The following is an 18,832-nucleotide window of genomic DNA, read 5'->3' on the forward strand; positions in this document are numbered from 1 at the left end:
CTCCGGTCAGCGCTTCATGTAGACGCTGTCCATGAAGTCCACGATCTGCTTGTCCGTCAGCCGGCCGCCCTCGCGGTGACCCATCGCGAGGTCGGCCTCGCTGATCATGCCGACCAGCCGCTCCCCGTCGATCACCGGGATGCGGCGGATCTGGTGCTGCTCCATCTTCTTCAGCACCGCGTCGATCGAGTCGTCCGCGCGGACGCAGTGCAGATGGCCGCCGAGCTCCATCGCCTTCATCATCGACGGGTCCTTGCCCTCCGCGATACATCGGGTGACGATGTCCCGGTCGGTGATGATCCCCTTGAGGAGCTGGTCCTCGCCGCAGATCGGCAGGGCGCCGACGCCCATGTCCCGCATCATCATGGCGGCGTCGAGCAGGGTCTGGTCGGCACGGACGCACTGGGCACCGGCGTGCATGATGTCGCTGGCCGTGATCATGAGTCGAACCTCCGGTCCGCCCCCGGAGGGTCCGGGGTGCGGTCGCGGCCACCGTAAGCAGGTGCCGGACGGACCGCACGGCGGGCGGCCGGGCCCGTGACGCTCCGTCATGGCGGCGGCCGTACTGACGCACCCTGCCGGGGCCGCGGTGCCGTGGTGCAGAATTCAGGGTGATCACGGGGGTGGCGCCAGCCCTCCCCGGCGCCCGCAGCACGGCCCCGGCACCCATGCCGCCGGGCCCCCGTCGGAAGGAAACTGATGGCTCGTCGCCCCCGCAAGGAGGCCGCCGCGGCGGCTCCGGCCCCCGTCACCGTCACGGTCTGCCGGGGATGCTGCTGCGGGACGGAGCGGCGGCACCCGGAGGTGGACCACGCGGCGCAGCTGGTGCGGCTGAAGGAGGGGATCGGTGCGGCCGGACGGGTCCGCGCGGTGCCCTGCCTGGACGCCTGCGACCACTCCAACGTGGTGGTGGTCAGCCCCTCCGCCGAGGGCCGCGCGGCGGGCGGGCGCCCGGTCTGGCTCGGCTGGGTGCTGGCCGACGACATGCTCGACGAGATCACCGACTGGGTGAAGGCGGGCGGCCCCGGCGTCGCCGACTCGCCCGGGACGCTGGACCTCCAGGAGTTCGCCGTCTCCCGCCGGGTCCGCGACGGCCTGCCGGGCTGAGCCACTGCCGGGCTGAGCCGCTGTCCGGCTTCGCGTCGCGGACCTGGCATGCTGCCGGGCATGACCGAGACGGAACTGAACGGCAGGCCGGTGCGGCCCGAGGAGCTCCAGGCGCTGGCGCTCACCAACTACGGCCACTTCACCACCCTGCGGGTGTCCGACGGCTGGGTGCGCGGCCTCGCCCTGCACCTGGAGCGGCTGCGGCGGGACTGCCGGGCGCTGTTCTCGGCCGAGCTGGACCTCGACCGGGTGCGGCAGTACGCCCGGCGGGCCGTCCCGGCGGCGGGCGGGGACGTCATGGTCCGGATCACCGTCTTCGACCCGGCCCTGGACCTGGCCGGTCCGGCCGGGAAGGCCGACCCCGCCGTCCTGGTGACGACCCGTCCGGCCGGTGCGGCGGCCGCCTGGCCGCCGCTGCGGGTCCGCTCGGTGACGTACGTACGGGACCTGCCACAGGTGAAGGCGGTCGGTCTGTTCGGCGCGCTGCACCACCGCAGGGAGGCCCAACTGGCCGGGTACGACGACGCGTTGTTCGTCTCGCCGGAGGGCGCGGTGGGGGAGGGCGGCACCTGGAACCTCGGCCTGGTCCGGGGCGGCGAGGTGGTCTGGCCCGAGGCCCCGTACCTGCCGGGAGTCACCCAGGAGCTGCTGGACGGGCTGCTGCCGGGCCGCCGCGAGGTGGTCACCCCCGGCCGGCTGCCGGAGTTCGAGGCGGCGTTCGCCACCAACGCGGCCATGCCGCTGGGCCTGCGGCCGGTCACCGCGATCGACGCGGTGGCCTACCCGTCCGAGCACCCGGTGCTGGAGGAGCTGGCCGCCGGGTACGCCGCGCTGGCGGGCGAGCCGCTCTGAGCGGCCGGCCCGGCCCGGGCGGCCGTGGGCGTGACGGACCGGAGTGGGGACCGGGGGCTCAGGCGGCCGGGACAGCGGGCCGGGGACGGTGGAGCTCCCAGAGAAACCCGTCCGAGAGGTGGTGGCCACCGTGGCCGTGCTGTGTCGACCCGCCGTGGCGGTGCCCGAACACGTGATCACGATGGCGGAGAGCCTGGAGATGGCCCGCAGGCTGCACCGCGACAACCCCCAACTGCCGCTCGCCCTGCGGCTGATCGAGAACACCGGAGTACGCACCCGGCACCTGGTGCAGCCGATCGAGCAGACCCTGCGCCATCCGGGCTTCGAGGCCCGGAACCGGGTGTACACCGAGCACGCCAAGGAGCGGGTGCCCCCGGTGGTCCGGCAGGCGCTCCAGCACGCGGAGCTCGCACCGCCGGAGATCGACCTGATCCTGTACGTCTCCTGCACCGGCTTCGCGATGCCCTCGCTGACCGCCTGGCTGGTCGGCGCGATGGGCTTCCGGCCGGAGACCAGACAGCTGCCGATCGCCCAGCTCGGCTGCGCGGCCGGCGGCGCGGCGGTGAACCGGGCGCACGACTTCTGCCGGGCCTACCCGGGGGCGAACGTGCTGATCGTCTCCTGCGAGTTCTGCTCGCTCTGCTACCAGCCGGACGACGTCGGGGTCGGCTCGCTGCTCTCCGACGGCCTGTTCGGGGACGCGGTGGCGGCCGCCGTGGTCCGTGGCCGGGGCGGCGCCGGGATGGCGCTGGAGCGGAACGGCTCGTACCTGATCCCCGGCACCGAGGAGTGGATCTCCTACGACGTCAGGTCCACCGGCTTCCACTTCCGGCTGGACCGGCGGGTGCCCGGCACGATGGAGCCGCTGGCCCCGGTGATCGGCCGATTGGCGGCCGAACACGACTGGGACGCCTCGGCGTTGGACTTCTACGTGATCCACGCCGGCGGCCCGCGCATCCTGGACGACCTCAGCCGTTTCCTGGGCGTGGCCCGGGAGGCGTTCCGGCACAGCCGGGCCACCCTGACCGAGTACGGCAACATCGCCAGCGCGGTGGTGCTGGACGCGCTCGGCCGGCTCTTCGACGCGGGAGGCGCGGAGCCCGGCGGCCGGGGCGTGATCGCCGGCTTCGGCCCCGGCATCACGGCCGAAATGGCGCTCGGCCGCTGGACGGTGGGAGGCGGGCAGCCGTGACGGAGGCGCTGATCGTCCCGCCCGGAGCCGGGCGGAGATTCGTCACCAGGGCGCACGAGGTCACCTTCAAGGTGACCGGCGAGCACTCCCGCGCCGCCTCCACCTTCGAGGTGGTGGTGCCGCCCGGCTTCGACGTCGGGGCCCATGTGCACCGGCGCGGCGAGGAGTTGTTCTACGTCCTGGAGGGCGAGCTCGACTTCCTGGCCTTCGAGCCGCGGCGGCGGACCGCCGAGGGCTGGCGGGACTGGCGCTCGGCCGCCGGGGACCGGCCGGTCCGGGCCGGGGCGGGCAGCTGCCTGTTCGTCCCGCCGGGCTGCCCGCACGCCTTCGCCAACCGCACCGACCGGCCGGCCCGGATGCTGTTCCAGCAGTCCCCTCCACCGGACCACGAGCGCTACTTCGAGCAGCTGATGGAGATCTTCGACTCCGGCCGGGGCGTCGACTCCGGGGCGGTGGCCCGGTTGCGCGAGCGCTACGACGTGCACCAGTTGACCCCGCTGCGGTACGAGGCGGCGGCCGGGTCCGAAGGAGGAGCGTGATGACCAGGGTGCTCGCGGTCTGCGGATCGCTGCGAGAGGGCTCGGTGAACCGACGGCTGCTCCGGGCCGCCGCCCGACTGGCCCCGGAGGGAATGGAGTTCCGCTGGTACCGGGGGCTCGCGGACCTCCCGCACTACGACGAGGACCTCGACGCCCGGCCGCCGGGCCCGCCGGTGCGGGGGCTGCGCGAGCAGATCCGCCGGGCGGACGCGCTGGTGATCGCGATGCCCGAGTACAACCACTCGGTGCCGGGCGTGCTGAAGAACGCCATCGACTGGGCCTCCCGGCCGAAGACCGGGGCGGCCCTGTCCGGGAAGCCCGTCGCCCTGATGGTGGCCACCCCCAGCCGCCTGCACGGACACCACGCGCTGGCGGAGGCGGCCCGGGTGCTCGACTCGATGGGCAACACGGTGGTGGCCCGGCCCGGACTGCTGGTCCGCTCGGCCCCCGACCTGCTGCCGGAGGGCGCGGGCGACGGGCTCACCGACCGGGTCACGGCCGAGCTGCTCCGGGACCTGCTGGAGCAGCTCGGCCGGGCCGCCGGGCAGCGCTGAGGAGTCGGCGGTGGGCTCGGTGATGGGGTCGGCGGGCGGGCCGGTGGGCGGGCCGGTGGAGCTGAGGGTGGTGCGGGGCGGGCCGACACCGGCCGAACTGGCCGTCGCGGTGGCGCTGCTGACCCGGCGTCGGCTCCCGGCGGCGGCCCGGTCGTGGGCCGCCGCCAGCCGCTGGCGGGAACCGGGGTACCACGCTCCCGGCTGCTGGTGCCTGCCGCCGGCCCGGCGGCCGGCCCCGGCGCTGCCCGCTCGGTAACTGCTCAGTGGCCGCTCAGTAGCCGCGGGCGCCGCGGCCCGGGTCGGCCTGCTGGACCTTGGAGGCCAGGTCGTGGCCGTCCTTGGAGACGCCGTAACGGTCCATCACGTAGTTCATCGCGGCCGCGCAGCTGGCGACCGGGTCGTAGATGTTGGTGGAGGTGCCCGGCTGGTGGTGGGCGGCGAAGGTGCTCGGGATGGTCTGCCAGGGGCCGCGCGAGCAGTTCTGCGGGAAGCCGTCGCCGACCTTGGGGCCGTGGGCGTTGCTGTCCCAGTCGTTGACCAGCGGCATCGAGTTGTACGAGGACTCGCGGCCGGTCATGGTCAGCAGGCCGCGCATCCAGTTGGCCCGGGCCTGCGGGTCGGTGACGCCCATCAGGTCGAGCGTCTTGTTGATGTAGTCCTCGCAGGCCGCCCGGCCGCTCTTCCAGGAGCCCCGGCCGCCGTACTCGACCTCGGAGACCTTGATCGCGGAGGCGGTGGACGGCGTGGCGGAGGCGTCGCCGCCGTTGTCCCCGCCGCCGTCGTGGTCGCCGCTGCCGTTGCCGTTCCCGTGGCCGTTGCCCTGCCCGTTACCGTGGCCGTTCCCGTTGCCCTGGCCGTTCCCGTGGCCATTGCCGTTGCCGTTCCCGGTGGGCTTGGGCTTGTCCGGGGTCTCGCGCTCCTTGTCCTGCTTCTTCTGCTCCTCGGCGATCCGGCGCTCCGCCTCCTGGTACTCCCGGATCACGGCCTGGAGCTTCAGGGCGTCCGCGGCGATCGCCTTGGTGAGCTTCTCCTTGGTCTCCATCAGGTGCCGGGCGCGGTTCTCCACGTCCTTGGCGTCGTTCAGCACGTCGTAGGCGATGTAGAACCCGGCGATCCCCGCCAGCGGGCTGACCGCCAGGTCCACCGCGACCGCCTTGGCCAAGGTGTCCTGGATCTTCCCGAGCTTGGCCTGCAGCTCCGCCATCCGCTGGCTCATCTGCTGCCAGTCCTTCTGGAGCCTGCCCAGCTCCGCCGTCGAGACGCCGAACCCGCCACTCATACCGCTGCCCCCATGCCTACTAGCTCTGCCCTGGACCACCACCGCGAACACCTGCCCGCGCCACGTCTGGTGACGGCCCCTCAACACCTGATGGTTCCCCGGCATCCTGCCATGACCTGGCCATCCACCGCAGACGGCCGGTGCTCGGCCCGGGGCGGGGCCGGTGCGGTTCAGCCGAGGAGCGGGACGAAGCCTCCCCGGGAAGAGCCCCGGCCGAGCAGGGCGGACCAGTCGAACGAGTCGGGCAGGGCGTCGACGGAGAGCACGACGGCGCCACCGGCCCGTTCGGCGTCGGCGCACCAGTCGGCCATCCCGCCCGGTCCGGCCGGGGAACCGACCACCGGCGCGACCATGGCGGGCACCATCAGACCGGCGTCCCCCGGGCCGTCCACGACGCAGAGGGTGAGCCTGGGCACGATGCTCCACCCCTCGCAGCGGGCCGCCGTCGCCACCGTCCCGTCGGGTGCGCTGACGGCGGGCAGCTCCGCGTGCACGGGCGCGTCGGCGAGGAGCAGGACGGGGGTCGTCCCGCGGACGAAGAGGGTCTGTTCGGGGTTCAGCAGCATCCGGCCATCCTGCCAGGCGACGCCGACGGCACCGCCCGAGGGATAAACCGCTTGCCCCCCGGGCGGGCTGACCTAGCATCGGCAGGGTGGCCAGTGAACTGCGGCGGATCACCGCCTTCCGGACCTCCTTCGCCCGGCGGCAGGCCGGCTCGGTGCGGGAGGTGGAGGGCGGGTTCGTGGTGCGCAGCGCGGAGTTCCCGCTGTCCTACGAGCACAACCAGCTGCACGTGGACGGGACGGGCCTCGACCCGGCCGGGCTGCTCGTGCTCGCGGACGAGGTGATGGCGGACGCGGACCACCGGTTGCTGACGGTCTACGACGACGAGCTCGGGGCGGCCTGTGCGCCGCTGTTCGCCGCCGCCGGGTACCAGCACAGCACCGAGCTGGTGATGCACCACACCGGCCCGGTGCCGCCGGCCCCGCCCGCGGTGCGGGCCGAGCCGGTGGGCTGGTCGGAGCTGGCGGGGCCGTACGGGGAGCGGCTGCGCGAGTGGATGCCGGAGCTGACGGACGAGGGCGTGCGGCAGTTGGTCGAGCGCCGCCAGGCGCGTCTGCGGGGTGCGGAGGAGGTGCTCTTCCTGGCGGCCCGGACCCCGGAGGGGGAGGTGGCGGCCTGGGCCGACCTCTACCTGGACCCGTCGAGCGGCGCCGCCCAGATCGAGGACCTGATCACCGCCGCCGAGCACACCCGCCGGGGCTACGCGGACACCGTGGTCGCCACGGCGCTGCACCGCGCGGCCGGGGTGGAGCTGCGCTTCCTGATCGCCGACGCCGAGGACTGGCCGCAGTACTGGTACGGGCGCCGGGGCTTCACCCCGGTGGGCAGGGGGCACTCCTTCACCCGCACCTGAGGCCGTTGACGGCCATGATCAAATGGCTGAACGGGCAGGCCCTGACGGAGGGCTGACCAATCATCAGGAGTGAACGTGCGCAAGCTGGTGTACTTCATCGCCACCACGCTGGACGGCCACATCGCCGCCCCCTCCGGCGGCGACCCGACCGGCCCGGACGGTTTCTGGCCGGTCGGCCAGGACTACGTCGAGCACCTGGTCGCCGAGTACCCCGAGACCCTCCCGGGCCCGGCCCGCGCCGCCTTCGGCCTGACCGCCGAGGGCACCCGCTTCGACACCGTGCTGGAGGGCACCAACACCTACCGGATCGGCCTGGACGCCGGCGTCACCAACGCCTACCCGCACCTGCGCCACCTGGTCTTCTCCCGCTCCCTCACCGAACTCCCGGACCCCTCGGTCGAGTTGGTCGCCACCGACCCGGTCGCCAGGGTCCGCGAGCTCAAGCAGGAGGACGGCCGGGACATCTGGCTCTGCGGCGGCGGCGAGCTGGCCGGCACGCTCTACGCGGAGATCGACCGCCTGGTGCTCAAGCTCTCCCCGCTGAGCACCGGCTCCGGCATCCCGCTGTTCGGCCGCTCGGTCGCCTTCGAGCCCCGCGGTTGGCAGCTGACCGACCAGACCGCCCTGAAGAGCGGCGTCCTCTTCCTCACCTACGACCGGGTCTGAGGACGCCGCCCGACCGGTCAGGCCAGGGCCCGGCGCAGCACCTCGCAGAGTTCGGCGAGCTGGCGTTGCGAGACGTCCGCCGACAGGATCGCCTGCGAGCCGTGGAAGGTGCCGGGCCACTGGTGCAGTTCGACCGGGACCCCGGCCTGCATCAACTGCAGGGCGTAGACGATCTCCTCGTCCCTGAGCGGGTCGAACTCGGCGGTCGAGATGTACGCGGGCGGCAGGCCGGAGAGTTCGGTGGCCCGGGCGGGGGCGGCGTACTCGTCGGCCACCGCGTCGCCCAGGTAGTGCGCCCAGATCGCGGTCAGCTTGGCCCGGTCGTGCCACGGGGTGGCGGTGAAGTGCCGCTGGGACCAGGTCTCCTGGCGGTCGTCCAGGCCGGGTTGGTTGAGCAGCTGGAAGCGGATCGCCGGACCCCGCCGGTCGCGCGAGCGCAGCGCCAGCCCGGCGGCCAGGCCGCCGCCCGCGCTGTGCCCGCCGACCGCGATCCGCTCCGGGTCGACCCCGAGCTCCTCCGCGTGCCCGGCCAGCCAGCCGAGCACCGTCCAGGCGTCGTCCAGCGCCGCCGGGTAGCGGTGCTCGGGGGAGCGCCGGTAGTCCACCGAGACCACCAACGCCCCCGAGCCGTGGGCCAGCTTGGCCGCCCACGGGTGCTCCGTCTCCAGGTCGCCGAAGACGAACCCCCCGCCGTGCAGCCAGATGATCGCGCCCAGGGGGGACGTCCCGTCCCGGGGGCGGTAGATCCGCACCGCCACGTCCGGGTCGCCGGGCACGGTGCGGTCCTCGACGTCCAGCAGTTCGGCCTCCGGGGCGGGCCGGGCGGCAGCCCGCTCGGCGAAGTTGCGCCGGGCGGTCAGCGGGTCGGTCACGTCGGTGTCGGGCAGGAAGGGGATGAAGGCTTCGAGTTCAGGGTCCATGCCGCCCATCCTGTCCGCCCACTGACGCACCGTCAGCCGCCGCCCGTCGCACGTCCCGCCCCCGTGGCGCACCGTTCGGCGGAGGCATGCCGGGCGGGCCGGGGCCTAGGGTGCCGGTATGGAAGCACTGGCGGTCCGGCTGTCCGGGCTCGATCCGTACGTCGACGGTGCGATCCGCATCATCGGCTTCTACGACACCCTGATGCGCCGCCGGGTCGACCTGCCCGCGCTGGCCCGCACCTCCGCCGGGCTGGCCGAGTGCGTGACCGGCATCCGGCTGCACGGCACGGAGCGGACGGTCCGCTTCTCGCCGCTGGGGACCGAGGTCGCGGGGCCGCCGGGGGAGGCCTCGGCGCGGGTCGCGGTCACCCTGGACGAGGAGGAGATCGGCGAGGTCTGGCTGGAGCGCGGCGGCGCGGGGAGCCCGCTGGACGAGGTGCTGCTCGACCGCCTGGCCATCGCCGTCGCGGCGGCGGTCGAGCGGTACGGGCCGGCCCGCACCACGATGGCCGACCCGGCGCTGGTCGAACTGGCCGTCAGCTCCGGTGCCGACGAGGCGGCCCGGGCCAGGGCGCTGCGGCTGCTCGGGTTCTCACCGGACCGGCCCCTGTGCGTGGTGGCCGTCCGCTCTCCGGAGCTCGCCCTTGACCGGCTCGGAGCGGCGGTCTGTCCCGGTCGGCCGGTGAAGGCGGCCACGCTGGGCGGCGTCGGGGTGCTGCTGGCCGCCGCGCTGGACCGGTCGGCCTTCCCCGCCGGAATCCGGGCGGGCATCGGCTCGGCGGCCGCTCCGGCGCAGGCCTGGCCGCAGGCCCGCACCGCGCTCCGGTTCACCACCGAGCACCAACCGGTGGTCAGCCACCAGGAGTTGGGTGCGCTGGCGCTGTTGGCGGCGGTACCGCCGACGGCCGTGCGGGCCAACCCGGACGTGGTCGCCGTCGCCCGGCTCGCCGCGGACCCGGAGGGGCTGGCCACCCTGGAGGCGTACTGCCGGACCGGCTCGCTGCGCCGTGCCGCCGACGACCTCCACCTCCACCACAGCAGCGTCGCCCGCCGGATCGACGGGATCGGCCGTACCCTCGGCCTCGACCTCACCGACCCGGCGGACCTGACCAGGGCACGGATCGCCCTCACCGCCCGGCGGTTGCTGGACGGTGAGGGCGGGGTCGAGGACGCTGCCGAGGGCTCGGCGGGCACGGGCGGCTGACGGGGCGCCGGCGGGAAGCGGGGGGCGGGGCGGTGGTGCCGGGCGGCGGGGCCCGATGAGGGCTCAGGCCCCGGTGAGCACCGTCGTCAGCCGGCCGAGATCCGAGCGCCAGGTCTCGGCGTACTCGGTCTCGCCCCAGAGCTCGGCCAGCTCGGAGTCCGCCCCGAGCACCCGGCCCAGCGCGGCGGCCGCCAGTGCCCGCAGCTCCGGTGGGAGCGGGGGCAGCGGCTGCTTGGGGCCGTAGGCGGGTGACACCGGTGCCCCGCCCGGGAGTTGGGAGGCGATCAGGGCGGCGGCGGCCACCGCCTCGGCGCCCTCGTCGCTCTCCAGGTAGTCCGTGCTGTCCGCGACGGCAGCCAGCACCCGGCGCAGGATCTCGCCCCGCTCGGACGGCTCGGCGTCGTCCAGGAAGGCGGCGAAGTCGGCCGCGTTGTCGTTCTCGAACGGGCCGATGTCCCAGGCGCCCATGGCGTGCTCCCCCAACTCGGGTGGTGGTGTCCGGAGGATCATCGCAGCGGGGGGTGACACCCCGTTGGAGCGGGGTGGTCCACCGGCCGCACGGCCGGGGGCGACTGGTGCCGCGGCCTCGCCCCAAGCTAAGCTGAACGTGTTCAAAAGAGCGTGCCGGGGATGCTTGGCCACCCCCGGCCATCGGAATACGGGGGCGTGCGGCATGGGGGAACGACCGGGGAGACCGGGAGGACGTGGCCGGGGTACGAGAACGTCGGCGCTGCTGTTGGGCCTCGGGCTGCTGGTGACTGGCCCGGCGCTCTCCGGGTGCAGCCTGTCGGCCGTCTACGTGCTCTGCGTCGGGGAGCAGCCCGCCGGGATCACCTCGGCCGACCTGGCCGGGGCCTACCGGGGGGATCCGAACGGAAGGCTGACCCTTGCAGCGGACGGCACGGTGACCGTCTCCGACTGGAGCCACCGCGTGCACGGGACCAGCGGGAAGGTCGTCCGGATCGCGCACGCGTCCGGTACCTGGGCGCTGCGCGAAACCACTGCCGAGGACGGGATCCTGGAGGTGGTCATGACCTTGGACGCGGAGGGCGGCACCGTGCACGAGTACGCCAACATAGGCGGCAGCCGGAAGAAGCCCGAGCTGGTCTACCACCTCGGTGGGGACCCGGACAGCTGCGAGACGGTCGACCTGGCCAGGGCCGAATGAGCTCCGGCCCTCCGGAGTGGGCGGACCCACTCCGGAGGGTGACTGGCCGTCAGCCGGCCTACCGGGTGCGGTAGGCGTCCACGATGGTCTGGGTGAGCGTGTTGCCGCCGATGTCGGTCAGTTCCGCGCGCAGGCTCACGCCCGCCGCCCGGCCGGTCGCCGGGACGGTCACCGCGCCCCGCTCCAGCGGGAGTTGACGCCAGGTGGCGCCGCCGTCCAGCGAGTACGAGAAGCCCAGCGAACGGTGCCTCCCGTCGGCCGCCGCACCGCGGACGGTGACCGGCAGCCGCAGCGCCGCGTCGGCCGGCGCCGAGCCGTCGCTGCGCAGCGCGGGGGAGAAGCGGACCACGCTGAGCGGTAGCGGGGTCGGGCCGGTGGTGGCCGCACGGGTGGAGAAGGTCCAGTCGGCCGTCACCTTGGTCGCCGCCCCGGGGACGCCGCCGCGCTCCACCGAGCTGGTCAGCCGGTAGTCCGCCCGGCCGGCCGGGACGGTGAAGGTGGCCTGCCCGGGGGCGTCGGTGGCGGTCCCGACCACCCGGCCGTCCCGGTGGAGCGTGGTGGCGGTGGCGTCGAAGGCCGGGGACCAGGCCACGTGTCCGTCGCCGTCCGCCAGCATCGAGACGTCCAGGGTGAGTTGGTCGCCGTCCTGGACCAGCGCCGGCCGGGTGGTGAGCTGCGGGCCGAGGACCGCGTTGTCGAAGGCGTGCACGGTCCTGGTCCCGGCGCGCAGGTTCAGCCCGAGGGCGGGGTAGACGGTCGGCCGGGCCTCACCGACCCGCGGCGTCTGGTAGATCAGGTCCCACGCGCCGCGCTCCGGGGTGACCAGGAACTCCGCCGTTGCCGGCACCGGGAACTTGGCCGGCACCCCGATGGTCGGCCCCTGCGCCGGGGACAGGTCCACCACGGCCTCGCCCTCGCTGCCCGGCCGGGCGGCCCCGCGCACCTCCAGGGCGGCCAGGTCCCGCGGCGCCGGGTGCCGCACCAGCCCGTCCAGCGCCCGGCTGCCGGTGAAGACGTACCCGAGGGCGTAGGTGGTGGCCCCGTTCCGCCAGTAGCTGTCGTACGACTGACGGACCGTGCCGGGCTCGGCGTCCGGGCCGACGTGGCCGATCCGGACCTCCGGGTGGGAGAACATCCGGTTCGCCAGCCGGGAGCCCGGGCCCGAGCCGACCACCAGGTACACGCCGCTGTTCACGAACTCCGCCGAGGCGTCCGGCGGCCGCACGTCCACCGGGGAGGTGCGGCGGGAGTCCAGGGTGACGGTGGTGTCCCGGGACAGGTCCAGCCGGGGCTGCACCAGCCAGTCCACCGCGTCCGAGCCGGTGAAGGTGGAGTCCAGCAGGTACCGGCCCTTGGGCAGCCGGACCTTGGTGGTGCCGGAGGCGTCGTACGGCGCCTCGGTCAGGTCCGCGCCCGGGCCGGAGACGCCGATCACGTGGGTGGCGTAGGTGGAGGTGGGGCGGCCGTCGCGGCCGAGGTGATGGATCGTCAGGGTGTAGGTGCCGGCGTCGGCCGCCACGGCGTCGGTGACCGGCGCGGCGGTGACCAGCAAGGCGACGCCGACGGCCAGCGAACGCAGGGCGGCGCGGCGGGTGGGGAGGGTGGGGCGGGAGTTGTCCATGCCCCTGCCCTGCACCCTGGCGCCGCCGCGTTCCGGTGATCCGGGTCACAGCGGCGGCCGGGCCGCCCCGGTGTGGCGCAGGTCACCGGAACTCCCGCAACGCCCGAGGCAGGGCGGAGTGTGACAACGTACGGGAGGAACCGGACATGAGGGACCGTCTGCGCGCGGGGGACCGCGACGCCCTGGCGGAGCTGTACGACGAGCACGCCGCCGTGCTGTACCGCTACGCCCTGCGCGTCACCGGCGACTGGGCGGAGGCCGAGGACATCGTCTCGGCCACCTTCCTGACCGCCTGGAACGCGCGGGAGTCGCTGCGCACCGAGGGAGGCGAACTCCGGCCCTGGCTGCTCGGCATCGCCACCAACCTCATCCGCCGCAACGCCCGCACCCGCCGCCTGCGCCGCCTGGCCCTGGCCCGCGTCCCCGAACGCGGCCTGCTCCCCGACTTCGCCGACGACCTGGTCGCCCACCTCGCCGACGCCGAACAGCTCCGGGCCGCCCGCGCCGCCCTCGGCCGGCTGCGGCCGCGCGACCGCGAGGTCTTCGTCCTGGTGGTCTGGGAGGGCCTCGACTACGCGGCCGCCGCCGAGGCCCTCGGCATCCCGGTCGGCACCGTCCGCTCCCGCCTCTCGCGGGCCCGCGACCGGCTCCGGGTGCTCACCGAGGCCGAGCTGCGCCGTTCCCGCCCGGCTCCGTCCGACGCCGCGTCACCCGTCCCGTCCCCTGCGCCGTCCCCTGGCCCGTCCCCCGTTCCGTCCCCCGCCCGCCTCCGCCTCCAGGAGTCCTCCCGGTGAACCGCACCCAGCCCCCCTCCGACCCCTCCCGTTCCCTCGCCGAGCTGCTGCCCCCGCCGCCGGTGCCGCCGTTGGGGGCCGCGCGCGGCCGCCAGCTCAAGGAGTCGGTGCTGCGCTCCGCCGCCCCTGCTCCTGCCCCCGCCCCCGCCGTTGCGGTGGCCCGTCCCGTCCGCCGTCCGCTGCTCCTCGCCGGGGTCGCGCTGGCCTGCGCCGTCACCGGCGTGGTGGCCGTGCAGCCGTGGCAGCGGGCGGCCCCCGCCCCCGCGGTCGTCGCGGACGCCCCCACCTCCGCCGTCCACCTGCTCGACCGGATCGCCCTGGTGTCCTCCGGGGCCGGTGCCGCTTCCCGGCCGGGCGCCCGCGCCGACCAGTTCGTCTACGTGGAGAGCCGGGTCGCGTTCGCCGGGCGCAGCGCGGACGGCGGCCCCGCCGTCCTCCCGCCCGTGCACACCCGCCGGGTCTGGTCCTCCGCCGACGGCAGCCGCCCCGGCCTGGTCCGCGAGGACGGCGCCCCCGACAGCGTCACCAGCTACGCCCCCGGCACCCCCGTCGACGGCACCGCCCCCTCCTCCCCGTCCGGCCCCTCGGTGAGCAACCCCACCCCGGCCTGGCTCGCCTCGCTCCCGACCGACCCGGCCGCCCTGCTCCGCCTGATCCACGATCAGACCCGGGGCCAGGGCGGCGACCCGGACCAGCGCGCCTTCACCGCCATCGGCGACCTCCTCGCCGAGACCTCCGCACCCCCGCAGGTCACCGCCGCCCTCTACCGCGCCGCCGCCCTGATCCCGGGCGTCACCGTGGTCCCCTCCGCCACCGACGCCGCCGGCCGCGAGGGCGTGGCCGTGGCCCGCACCGCCCCCTCCTCCGGCGCACAGACCCAGTGGGTCTTCGACCGCGTCACCCACCACTACCTCGGCGAACGCACCGTCCTCACCACGACCACCGACGCCGGCCCGGCCGGTACCGTCCTCGGCACCTCCGCCGTCCTGACCCGCGCCGTCGTCGACCGCCCGGGCGACCTCCCGGCCCCGTCCGCAGCCTGACCCTCCCCGCCGTCGGCGGGGTCGGAAACTCGTGAAAAAACTGACGCCGCGCCCTCCCGGAAAGGCCCCTCACGGGCCTCCGGCGGGGGCGCGGCCGCACTCCCGGGGTGGCCTGAGGGTGGTGGGGGCGGGCGCCTCCGGGGAGGCGCGCAGAGACTCTCCTGAGGCTCCGTCAAACCTGCTCTGACCTGGCATTTTTCCGAAATTTGCCTAGGCTGGAGGCTCCGTTCGGGCGACCTTCGGGAGGGGTACTGTGAGTACGGAGAACCACACCTACGACGCCAGCCACATCCAGGTGCTGGAGGGCCTGGAAGCGGTCCGGAAGAGGCCTGGGATGTACATCGGCTCGACCGGCGAACGGGGCCTGCACCACATGGCCCACGAGGTGGCCTGCCACTTGATGAACGAGGTCCTCGCCGGGAACGGGAGCCGGGTCGACGTCACGGTGTTGTCCGACGGCGGTCTCCGGGTCAGGAGCAACGGGAGCACCGATCCCGCTGACCTCTGGACGGTGTTGAGCGAATTCTCCTTCGGCTACGCCGGGAAGTTGAGGCGCAACGAGATCGTTCTCCGCTTCCCCGGAATGCTGTGTGCGGTGAACGCCCTGTCCGCCCGTTTGGAGTTCGAGGTCCAGCACGATGGCATCCGCTGGGCAGCGGACTTCATCCGGGGGCGCACGGCCACTCCGCTCACGCAGGCCGGTCCGGCGCACGGCAGTGCGACCGTCGTGACGTTCTGGCCGGACCCGGAGATCTTCGACACCACGGACTTCTCCTACGAGATCCTGGCCGACGCTTTCGGGGAACTGGCCTTCCTCTACCGGGAGTTGAACGTCACCCTCATCGACGAGCGCGGTCCGGGAGAGCCCCGTTCGCGTGTCTTCGAGGGTGGTCTCCAGGGTCTCCTCGCCCTCCTGGACGGTGAGAAGGTGCTGGATCCCGTCACCTTCAGGTGCGACGACAGTCGGATGCCCGGCGAGCTGGAGGTCGCGTTGCGCTGGCGGCCTGGCGGTGGGAAGGTCCGCGCATGGAGCTTCGCCAACGGCTATCGGACCGAGGGCGGTGGCACCCACGAGAAGGGTCTCCGGCGCGGGCTGCGGTCGGCCGTCAACTCCTACGCCCGGCAGCGCCGGTTGCTCCCGGTGGGGGCTCCTGAGGTCAGCTGGGACGGGGTCTCGGACGGACTGACCGCGGTGGTGTCCGTGAAGCTCGACGAGCACCTGGTACTCGAAGGTTCCTGCCGCGAAAGGCTGGCCAACCCGGCGGTCGCCACCTGCGTGGAGGACGCCGTCCGGGAGCACGTCACCGCCTGGCTGGAGAGCCACCCGGCCGAGGCCGAAGCCCTTCTCGCCCGGACGGCCCTCGGCGCCGACCGGTCCTGACGGTCCGCCACCTCCCCGGGCGGCGGCCTCAGTCGACGTAGCACTCGCCGCCCGGGGAGGTGTCCGGGGAGCCCATGCTGCCGACGTACAGGGCGAACAGGATCAGGGTGACCACGACCAGTACCACCCACTTGACCTCGGGTTCGGTCTGCTTCGGAAGTGCGGCGGCCAGGCCGAGTTGGACCAGGAACAGCACCACGCCCATGCCGACCCAGGCGAAGGCCGTGCCCATGGTGATCGTCGCGCGGGTCGCGACGCCCATGCCGAACCGGCAGTCCGACCACTGGCTCGACACCATGGCGGTCCCCAGCAGGGTGGCTCCCAGCGCGAGGGCCTGGCCCGTGAGGTACCAGAGGCAGCCGGGGGATCTGCCGTTCGCCTGCTCCGTCATGCCGTACGACCTTTCGTCCGTTCTCTCCTTGCCAGCTCACACACGCCACTGACGTTCCGTCGGTTCCCACCCGCCCGTTCCGTGGCAGGATCGGGCACCTGACGGCGAGGGGCGGCGGTCGCGGGTGGTCGAGGGCTGGGATTGGGACGAGACCCTGTTCGAGGGGGTGGCGCCGTACTACGAGCGCGGCCGGCTTCCGTACGCACCGGGGTTGGTGGCGGCGCTGACCGCGGAGTTGGGGCTGGACGGCAGCCGGGGCCGCCTGCTCGACGTGGGCTGCGGTCCCGGCACCCTGGCGCTGCGCCTGGCCGGACGGTTCGCGGAGGTCGTCGGGGTGGACCCGGACGCCGGGATGCTCGCCGAGGCGCGCCGCGCGGCGGAGGGTGTGGGTGGAAACCTCCGCTGGGTACGGGCCCGCGCCGAGCAACTCCCCGCCGGTCTCGGCACGTTCACCGTCGCGACCTTCGGCAACGCCTTCCACTGGATGGACCAGGACCGGGTGGCGGCCACCATTCACGACCTGCTCCGGCCCGGCGGTGCCTTCGTGCACGTCGCGGACTGGAAGGCCGAACCCCGCTCCACGGAGGCCTTCCCCCACCCGCCGGTCCCCCACGCCGCCGTCGCCGACCTCGTCCGCACCCACCTCGGCCCGCTCCGCCGGGCCGGCCGGGGCGTGCTGCCCCACGGCACCCCGAGCGGCGAGGCCGAGGCCCTGGCCCGGGCGGGCTTCGCCGCTCCCGTCCGACTCCTCGTCCCCGGCGGCGAGTTGCTGACCCGCACGGCCGACGACGTGGTGGCCGGTACCTTCTCGCTGTCCTCCTCCGCCCCGCACCTCTTCGGCCCCCGCCTGCCCGCCTTCGAGGCGGACCTGCGGGCCCTGCTGCACGCCGCCTCCCCGGCCACCGGCCTGTTCTCCGAACGCCTCCCCAGCACCGAGGCCCGCATCTGGCGCAGGCTCAGCCGCTGAGCTCCCGGGCCGACGACGCGGCGTCCGTCGGGACGTACGGGCACCGAGTGCCCGTGACCGGCTCGACGGTTACCGTGCCGGGACGGAGGGGCGTGAGGTCTTCGCGAGGGGGCAACCGGGGGGCTGTGACGCCACCGCCGGCTTCTCCCGGGATCCCTCGGGCATCCGGCAGTTCGCCGTGCGAGAGCCGGCCGAGGTGACCTGCCGCGGTGACGCCGTCACCTACGACACAGTATTCCTCGGCCAACTCCCGCTCGTCTTAGTCGACTTCGACACCGCTCATCCCGGCTTCGACGTCACCGAGGTGTGGGATGGGGACGTGGCCGGTACCGTCCCCGTCAGTTCTCGAGTTCGCGCGCATCCGACCTCCCCGGGATCAGGACGGCGAGGGTGCTGCGGGCCTCGCGGCGCAGGGTGCGGCGGCGGGCGAAGGTCGCGGTCAGGGCGAGGAGCGAGACGGTTCCGCCGTAGAGCGCGGCAGCGATCGTGGAGAGCAGCCCGACGGTCATCGGGCACGCACCTTTCTTCCCCCCGTCGGGCCCGCCCGGCACACGGCACGGGGGCGGGCGTTGCTGCGGTTCCCTCCACCATACGGGTGGCGTCAACTCCCTTGTGCGCCCTCGGGAGGCCGCTGCGGGAATCCGCGTCATCCGTGTGGGTGGTGTACGGCGCGGGAGGCGCGGCCGGGTGGGGTGACGGATGGTCAACTCGGGGGGCGGGTGACGTGGAGTGGCCCGGGGACGAGAGGTGCTGTGGTGGGCGGACGGGTGCGGGCCGCGCTGGTGGCCGTGGTGGGTGGTGCGGTGCTGGTGGCCGGGGGAGGGGTCGCCGTCGGGGCGGGGACGGTGACGTGCGACGTGCGGGAGATGGGCGCGCAGGCGGCGAAGCTGCGGGCGCAGGGGCGGGAGGCGGAGGCCCGGGCGGTCGAGCAGCGCATCCGGGCGTGCGAGGACGCGGAGCGGGACAGCGCCGGGCCGCTCTGGCGGTGAGGAGCTTCAGCCCTCGCCGAGGGCGGCCAGCTGGGCGGTGAGGGTGTCGGCGTGCTGGAAGGTGAGGCCGGCCAGGGCGATGTGACGCCAGGTCACGGTGGAGCCGCCGTCGAGGATGAAGACGGAGCGGCGCAGGCCGAGGCCGGGGACGGTGATGCCGTAGGCGCGGGCGACGGCGCGGTCCGGGTCGGCGAGGAGGGGGAAGCCGAGGCGGTGCTTGCGGGCGAAGCGTTCGTGGCTGTCGAGGTCCTGGGGGCTGATGCCCCAGACGGTGGCGCCGAGGTCGCGGAAGCGGTCGAGGTCGGAGGTGTACGAGCACAGCTGCTTGGTGCAGACGGGCGTGTCGTCCCCGGGGTAGAAGACCAGCACCAGCGGCCCGCCCTTGGCCTCCTCCAGGCGGTACTCCCGGCGCTCGGCCAGGTCCTCCGTCAGGAGGACCCCGGGCAGCGAGAACGAGGGGGCTGAGGCCCCGACGGCGGGCGGCTTGGCCATGGGAGGTTCCTCCGGTGGGGACGTTGCCGGGGGCGTGCAGGCACGTCCCGGGAGCCTTGCGGACGGGGTTGCGGCGGTACGGTCGCACTGTACTTGCTCGGTGCCGTCGGTCGGAGCACCGTCAAGCGAGGGAAACGTGCGGAGGCGGTGGCGGCGTGGTCGAGGAGGGGCCGGGACCGAGGAGTCGAGATCCCCGGGCCGGCCGGGTTCACGCTGTCGACGGAGATCCTCAAGGGCTACAGCCGCTGAGGGCGGT

At 74.3% G+C, this 18,832-nt stretch carries 24 protein-coding genes; 15 read left to right on the plus strand and 9 right to left on the minus strand.

Annotated elements, in window-relative coordinates; all coding sequences use genetic code 11:
- Positions 1–6 precede the first annotated feature (6 nt).
- A complete protein-coding gene (locus ACIA8O_RS18550) occupies positions 7–441 on the minus strand; it encodes a CBS domain-containing protein (RefSeq protein ID WP_396294947.1) in 435 nt (144 codons plus the stop codon).
- Between the two features lie 258 nt (positions 442–699).
- Between ACIA8O_RS18550 and ACIA8O_RS18555 the strand changes: the two genes are divergently transcribed.
- From ACIA8O_RS18555 to ACIA8O_RS18580, 6 genes are all read left to right on the plus strand, one after another.
- Positions 700–1,107, plus strand: coding sequence for a (2Fe-2S) ferredoxin domain-containing protein (locus ACIA8O_RS18555; RefSeq protein WP_396294948.1), 408 nt, complete (start codon positions 700–702; stop codon positions 1,105–1,107).
- 60 nt (positions 1,108–1,167) lie between these two features.
- Complete coding sequence (locus tag ACIA8O_RS18560; RefSeq protein WP_396294949.1) at positions 1,168–1,959, plus strand: aminotransferase class IV; 792 nt, start codon at positions 1,168–1,170, stop codon at positions 1,957–1,959.
- 130 nt (positions 1,960–2,089) lie between these two features.
- On the plus strand, positions 2,090–3,151 hold the full coding sequence (locus tag ACIA8O_RS18565; RefSeq protein WP_396294950.1) for a type III polyketide synthase: 1,062 nt from the start codon (positions 2,090–2,092) through the stop codon (positions 3,149–3,151).
- Entirely contained in the window at positions 3,148–3,690 is a 543-nt protein-coding gene (locus ACIA8O_RS18570; protein WP_396294951.1) for a cupin domain-containing protein, read from the plus strand. Before ACIA8O_RS18565 ends, ACIA8O_RS18570 begins: the two co-directional genes overlap by 4 nt.
- On the plus strand, positions 3,690–4,244 hold the full coding sequence (locus ACIA8O_RS18575; RefSeq protein ID WP_396294952.1) for an NADPH-dependent FMN reductase: 555 nt from the start codon (positions 3,690–3,692) through the stop codon (positions 4,242–4,244). Before ACIA8O_RS18570 ends, ACIA8O_RS18575 begins: the two co-directional genes overlap by 1 nt.
- A gap of 10 nt (positions 4,245–4,254) precedes the next feature.
- Positions 4,255–4,500, plus strand: a complete 246-nt coding sequence (locus tag ACIA8O_RS18580) for an acyl-CoA carboxylase epsilon subunit (RefSeq protein WP_396294953.1) — start codon at positions 4,255–4,257, stop codon at positions 4,498–4,500.
- 15 nt (positions 4,501–4,515) lie between these two features.
- Here ACIA8O_RS18580 and ACIA8O_RS18585 read toward each other — a convergent pair whose 3' ends face one another.
- Complete coding sequence (locus ACIA8O_RS18585; protein WP_396294954.1) at positions 4,516–5,523, minus strand: hypothetical protein; 1,008 nt, start codon at positions 5,521–5,523, stop codon at positions 4,516–4,518.
- Positions 5,524–5,693: 170 nt separating this feature from the next.
- Entirely contained in the window at positions 5,694–6,089 is a 396-nt protein-coding gene (locus tag ACIA8O_RS18590; protein ID WP_396294955.1) for a hypothetical protein, read from the minus strand.
- 86 nt (positions 6,090–6,175) lie between these two features.
- On the opposite strand from ACIA8O_RS18590, the gene ACIA8O_RS18595 reads away from it, so the two are divergent.
- Both ACIA8O_RS18595 and ACIA8O_RS18600 read left to right on the plus strand, forming a co-directional pair.
- Positions 6,176–6,940: a GNAT family N-acetyltransferase gene (locus ACIA8O_RS18595; RefSeq protein WP_396294956.1), complete on the plus strand. Its 765-nt coding sequence runs from the start codon at positions 6,176–6,178 to the stop codon at positions 6,938–6,940.
- Positions 6,941–7,015: 75 nt separating this feature from the next.
- The gene (locus tag ACIA8O_RS18600) at positions 7,016–7,606 is read left to right on the plus strand and encodes a dihydrofolate reductase family protein (protein WP_396294957.1); all 591 of its coding nucleotides are present in this window, start codon (positions 7,016–7,018) and stop codon (positions 7,604–7,606) included.
- A 17-nt stretch (positions 7,607–7,623) separates the two neighbouring features.
- Here the strand turns inward: ACIA8O_RS18600 and ACIA8O_RS18605 are convergent, their stop codons facing one another.
- The gene (locus ACIA8O_RS18605) at positions 7,624–8,526 is read right to left on the minus strand and encodes an alpha/beta hydrolase (RefSeq protein WP_396294958.1); all 903 of its coding nucleotides are present in this window, start codon (positions 8,524–8,526) and stop codon (positions 7,624–7,626) included.
- Between the two features lie 118 nt (positions 8,527–8,644).
- Between ACIA8O_RS18605 and ACIA8O_RS18610 the strand changes: the two genes are divergently transcribed.
- The gene (locus tag ACIA8O_RS18610) at positions 8,645–9,730 is read left to right on the plus strand and encodes a helix-turn-helix domain-containing protein (RefSeq protein ID WP_396294959.1); all 1,086 of its coding nucleotides are present in this window, start codon (positions 8,645–8,647) and stop codon (positions 9,728–9,730) included.
- 63 nt (positions 9,731–9,793) lie between these two features.
- Here the strand turns inward: ACIA8O_RS18610 and ACIA8O_RS18615 are convergent, their stop codons facing one another.
- Positions 9,794–10,198, minus strand: coding sequence for a DUF4259 domain-containing protein (locus ACIA8O_RS18615; RefSeq protein WP_396294960.1), 405 nt, complete (start codon positions 10,196–10,198; stop codon positions 9,794–9,796).
- A gap of 286 nt (positions 10,199–10,484) precedes the next feature.
- Here ACIA8O_RS18615 and ACIA8O_RS18620 point away from each other — a divergent pair, with 286 nt between their 5' ends.
- Positions 10,485–10,898, plus strand: coding sequence for a hypothetical protein (locus ACIA8O_RS18620; protein ID WP_396294961.1), 414 nt, complete (start codon positions 10,485–10,487; stop codon positions 10,896–10,898).
- A gap of 58 nt (positions 10,899–10,956) precedes the next feature.
- Here ACIA8O_RS18620 and ACIA8O_RS18625 read toward each other — a convergent pair whose 3' ends face one another.
- On the minus strand, positions 10,957–12,519 hold the full coding sequence (locus ACIA8O_RS18625) for a serine protease (protein ID WP_396294962.1): 1,563 nt from the start codon (positions 12,517–12,519) through the stop codon (positions 10,957–10,959).
- A 146-nt stretch (positions 12,520–12,665) separates the two neighbouring features.
- On the opposite strand from ACIA8O_RS18625, the gene ACIA8O_RS18630 reads away from it, so the two are divergent.
- From ACIA8O_RS18630 to ACIA8O_RS18640, 3 genes are all read left to right on the plus strand, one after another.
- A complete protein-coding gene (locus ACIA8O_RS18630; protein ID WP_396294963.1) occupies positions 12,666–13,313 on the plus strand; it encodes an RNA polymerase sigma factor in 648 nt (215 codons plus the stop codon).
- Entirely contained in the window at positions 13,310–14,356 is a 1,047-nt protein-coding gene (locus tag ACIA8O_RS18635; RefSeq protein ID WP_396294965.1) for a CU044_5270 family protein, read from the plus strand. The genes ACIA8O_RS18630 and ACIA8O_RS18635 overlap by 4 nt, the downstream gene beginning before the upstream one ends.
- Before the next feature lie 253 nt (positions 14,357–14,609).
- Positions 14,610–15,737: a DNA gyrase subunit B gene (locus ACIA8O_RS18640; protein WP_396294966.1), complete on the plus strand. Its 1,128-nt coding sequence runs from the start codon at positions 14,610–14,612 to the stop codon at positions 15,735–15,737.
- Positions 15,738–15,765: 28 nt separating this feature from the next.
- Here the strand turns inward: ACIA8O_RS18640 and ACIA8O_RS18645 are convergent, their stop codons facing one another.
- Positions 15,766–16,128 (minus strand): hypothetical protein, encoded by a 363-nt coding sequence (locus ACIA8O_RS18645; protein ID WP_396294967.1) that lies wholly within the window; start codon positions 16,126–16,128, stop codon positions 15,766–15,768.
- Between the two features lie 124 nt (positions 16,129–16,252).
- Here ACIA8O_RS18645 and ACIA8O_RS18650 point away from each other — a divergent pair, with 124 nt between their 5' ends.
- Positions 16,253–17,095, plus strand: a complete 843-nt coding sequence (locus ACIA8O_RS18650; protein WP_396294968.1) for a class I SAM-dependent methyltransferase — start codon at positions 16,253–16,255, stop codon at positions 17,093–17,095.
- Between the two features lie 338 nt (positions 17,096–17,433).
- On the opposite strand, the gene ACIA8O_RS18655 is transcribed toward ACIA8O_RS18650, so the two are convergent.
- Positions 17,434–17,604: a hypothetical protein gene (locus ACIA8O_RS18655; RefSeq protein ID WP_396294969.1), complete on the minus strand. Its 171-nt coding sequence runs from the start codon at positions 17,602–17,604 to the stop codon at positions 17,434–17,436.
- Between the two features lie 246 nt (positions 17,605–17,850).
- Between ACIA8O_RS18655 and ACIA8O_RS18660 the strand changes: the two genes are divergently transcribed.
- The gene (locus ACIA8O_RS18660; protein ID WP_396294970.1) at positions 17,851–18,084 is read left to right on the plus strand and encodes a hypothetical protein; all 234 of its coding nucleotides are present in this window, start codon (positions 17,851–17,853) and stop codon (positions 18,082–18,084) included.
- A 6-nt stretch (positions 18,085–18,090) separates the two neighbouring features.
- Here the strand turns inward: ACIA8O_RS18660 and ACIA8O_RS18665 are convergent, their stop codons facing one another.
- On the minus strand, positions 18,091–18,576 hold the full coding sequence (locus tag ACIA8O_RS18665) for a peroxiredoxin (protein ID WP_396294971.1): 486 nt from the start codon (positions 18,574–18,576) through the stop codon (positions 18,091–18,093).
- Positions 18,577–18,832: the final 256 nt, after the last annotated feature.

The organism is Kitasatospora sp. NPDC051853 (assembly GCF_044452665.1).
GTDB lineage: Bacteria > Actinomycetota > Actinomycetes > Streptomycetales > Streptomycetaceae > Kitasatospora.

Excerpts from the sequence above, each read along its gene's own strand:
- ACIA8O_RS18645 (WP_396294967.1), bottom strand. The coding sequence starts at position 16,128 with ATGACGGAGCAGGCGAACGGCAGATCCCCCGGCTGCCTCTGGTACCTC.
- ACIA8O_RS18630 (WP_396294963.1), top strand. The coding sequence starts at position 12,666 with ATGAGGGACCGTCTGCGCGCGGGGGACCGCGACGCCCTGGCGGAGCTG.
- ACIA8O_RS18550 (WP_396294947.1), bottom strand. The coding sequence starts at position 441 with ATGATCACGGCCAGCGACATCATGCACGCCGGTGCCCAGTGCGTCCGT.
- ACIA8O_RS18615 (WP_396294960.1), bottom strand. The coding sequence starts at position 10,198 with ATGGGCGCCTGGGACATCGGCCCGTTCGAGAACGACAACGCGGCCGAC.
- ACIA8O_RS18590 (WP_396294955.1), bottom strand. The coding sequence starts at position 6,089 with ATGCTGCTGAACCCCGAACAGACCCTCTTCGTCCGCGGGACGACCCCC.
- ACIA8O_RS18585 (WP_396294954.1), bottom strand. The coding sequence starts at position 5,523 with ATGAGTGGCGGGTTCGGCGTCTCGACGGCGGAGCTGGGCAGGCTCCAG.
- ACIA8O_RS18560 (WP_396294949.1), top strand. The coding sequence starts at position 1,168 with ATGACCGAGACGGAACTGAACGGCAGGCCGGTGCGGCCCGAGGAGCTC.
- ACIA8O_RS18665 (WP_396294971.1), bottom strand. The coding sequence starts at position 18,576 with ATGGCCAAGCCGCCCGCCGTCGGGGCCTCAGCCCCCTCGTTCTCGCTG.
- ACIA8O_RS18605 (WP_396294958.1), bottom strand. The coding sequence starts at position 8,526 with ATGGACCCTGAACTCGAAGCCTTCATCCCCTTCCTGCCCGACACCGAC.
- ACIA8O_RS18575 (WP_396294952.1), top strand. The coding sequence starts at position 3,690 with ATGACCAGGGTGCTCGCGGTCTGCGGATCGCTGCGAGAGGGCTCGGTG.
- ACIA8O_RS18625 (WP_396294962.1), bottom strand. The coding sequence starts at position 12,519 with ATGGACAACTCCCGCCCCACCCTCCCCACCCGCCGCGCCGCCCTGCGT.
- ACIA8O_RS18555 (WP_396294948.1), top strand. The coding sequence starts at position 700 with ATGGCTCGTCGCCCCCGCAAGGAGGCCGCCGCGGCGGCTCCGGCCCCC.
- ACIA8O_RS18610 (WP_396294959.1), top strand. The coding sequence starts at position 8,645 with ATGGAAGCACTGGCGGTCCGGCTGTCCGGGCTCGATCCGTACGTCGAC.
- ACIA8O_RS18655 (WP_396294969.1), bottom strand. The coding sequence starts at position 17,604 with ATGACCGTCGGGCTGCTCTCCACGATCGCTGCCGCGCTCTACGGCGGA.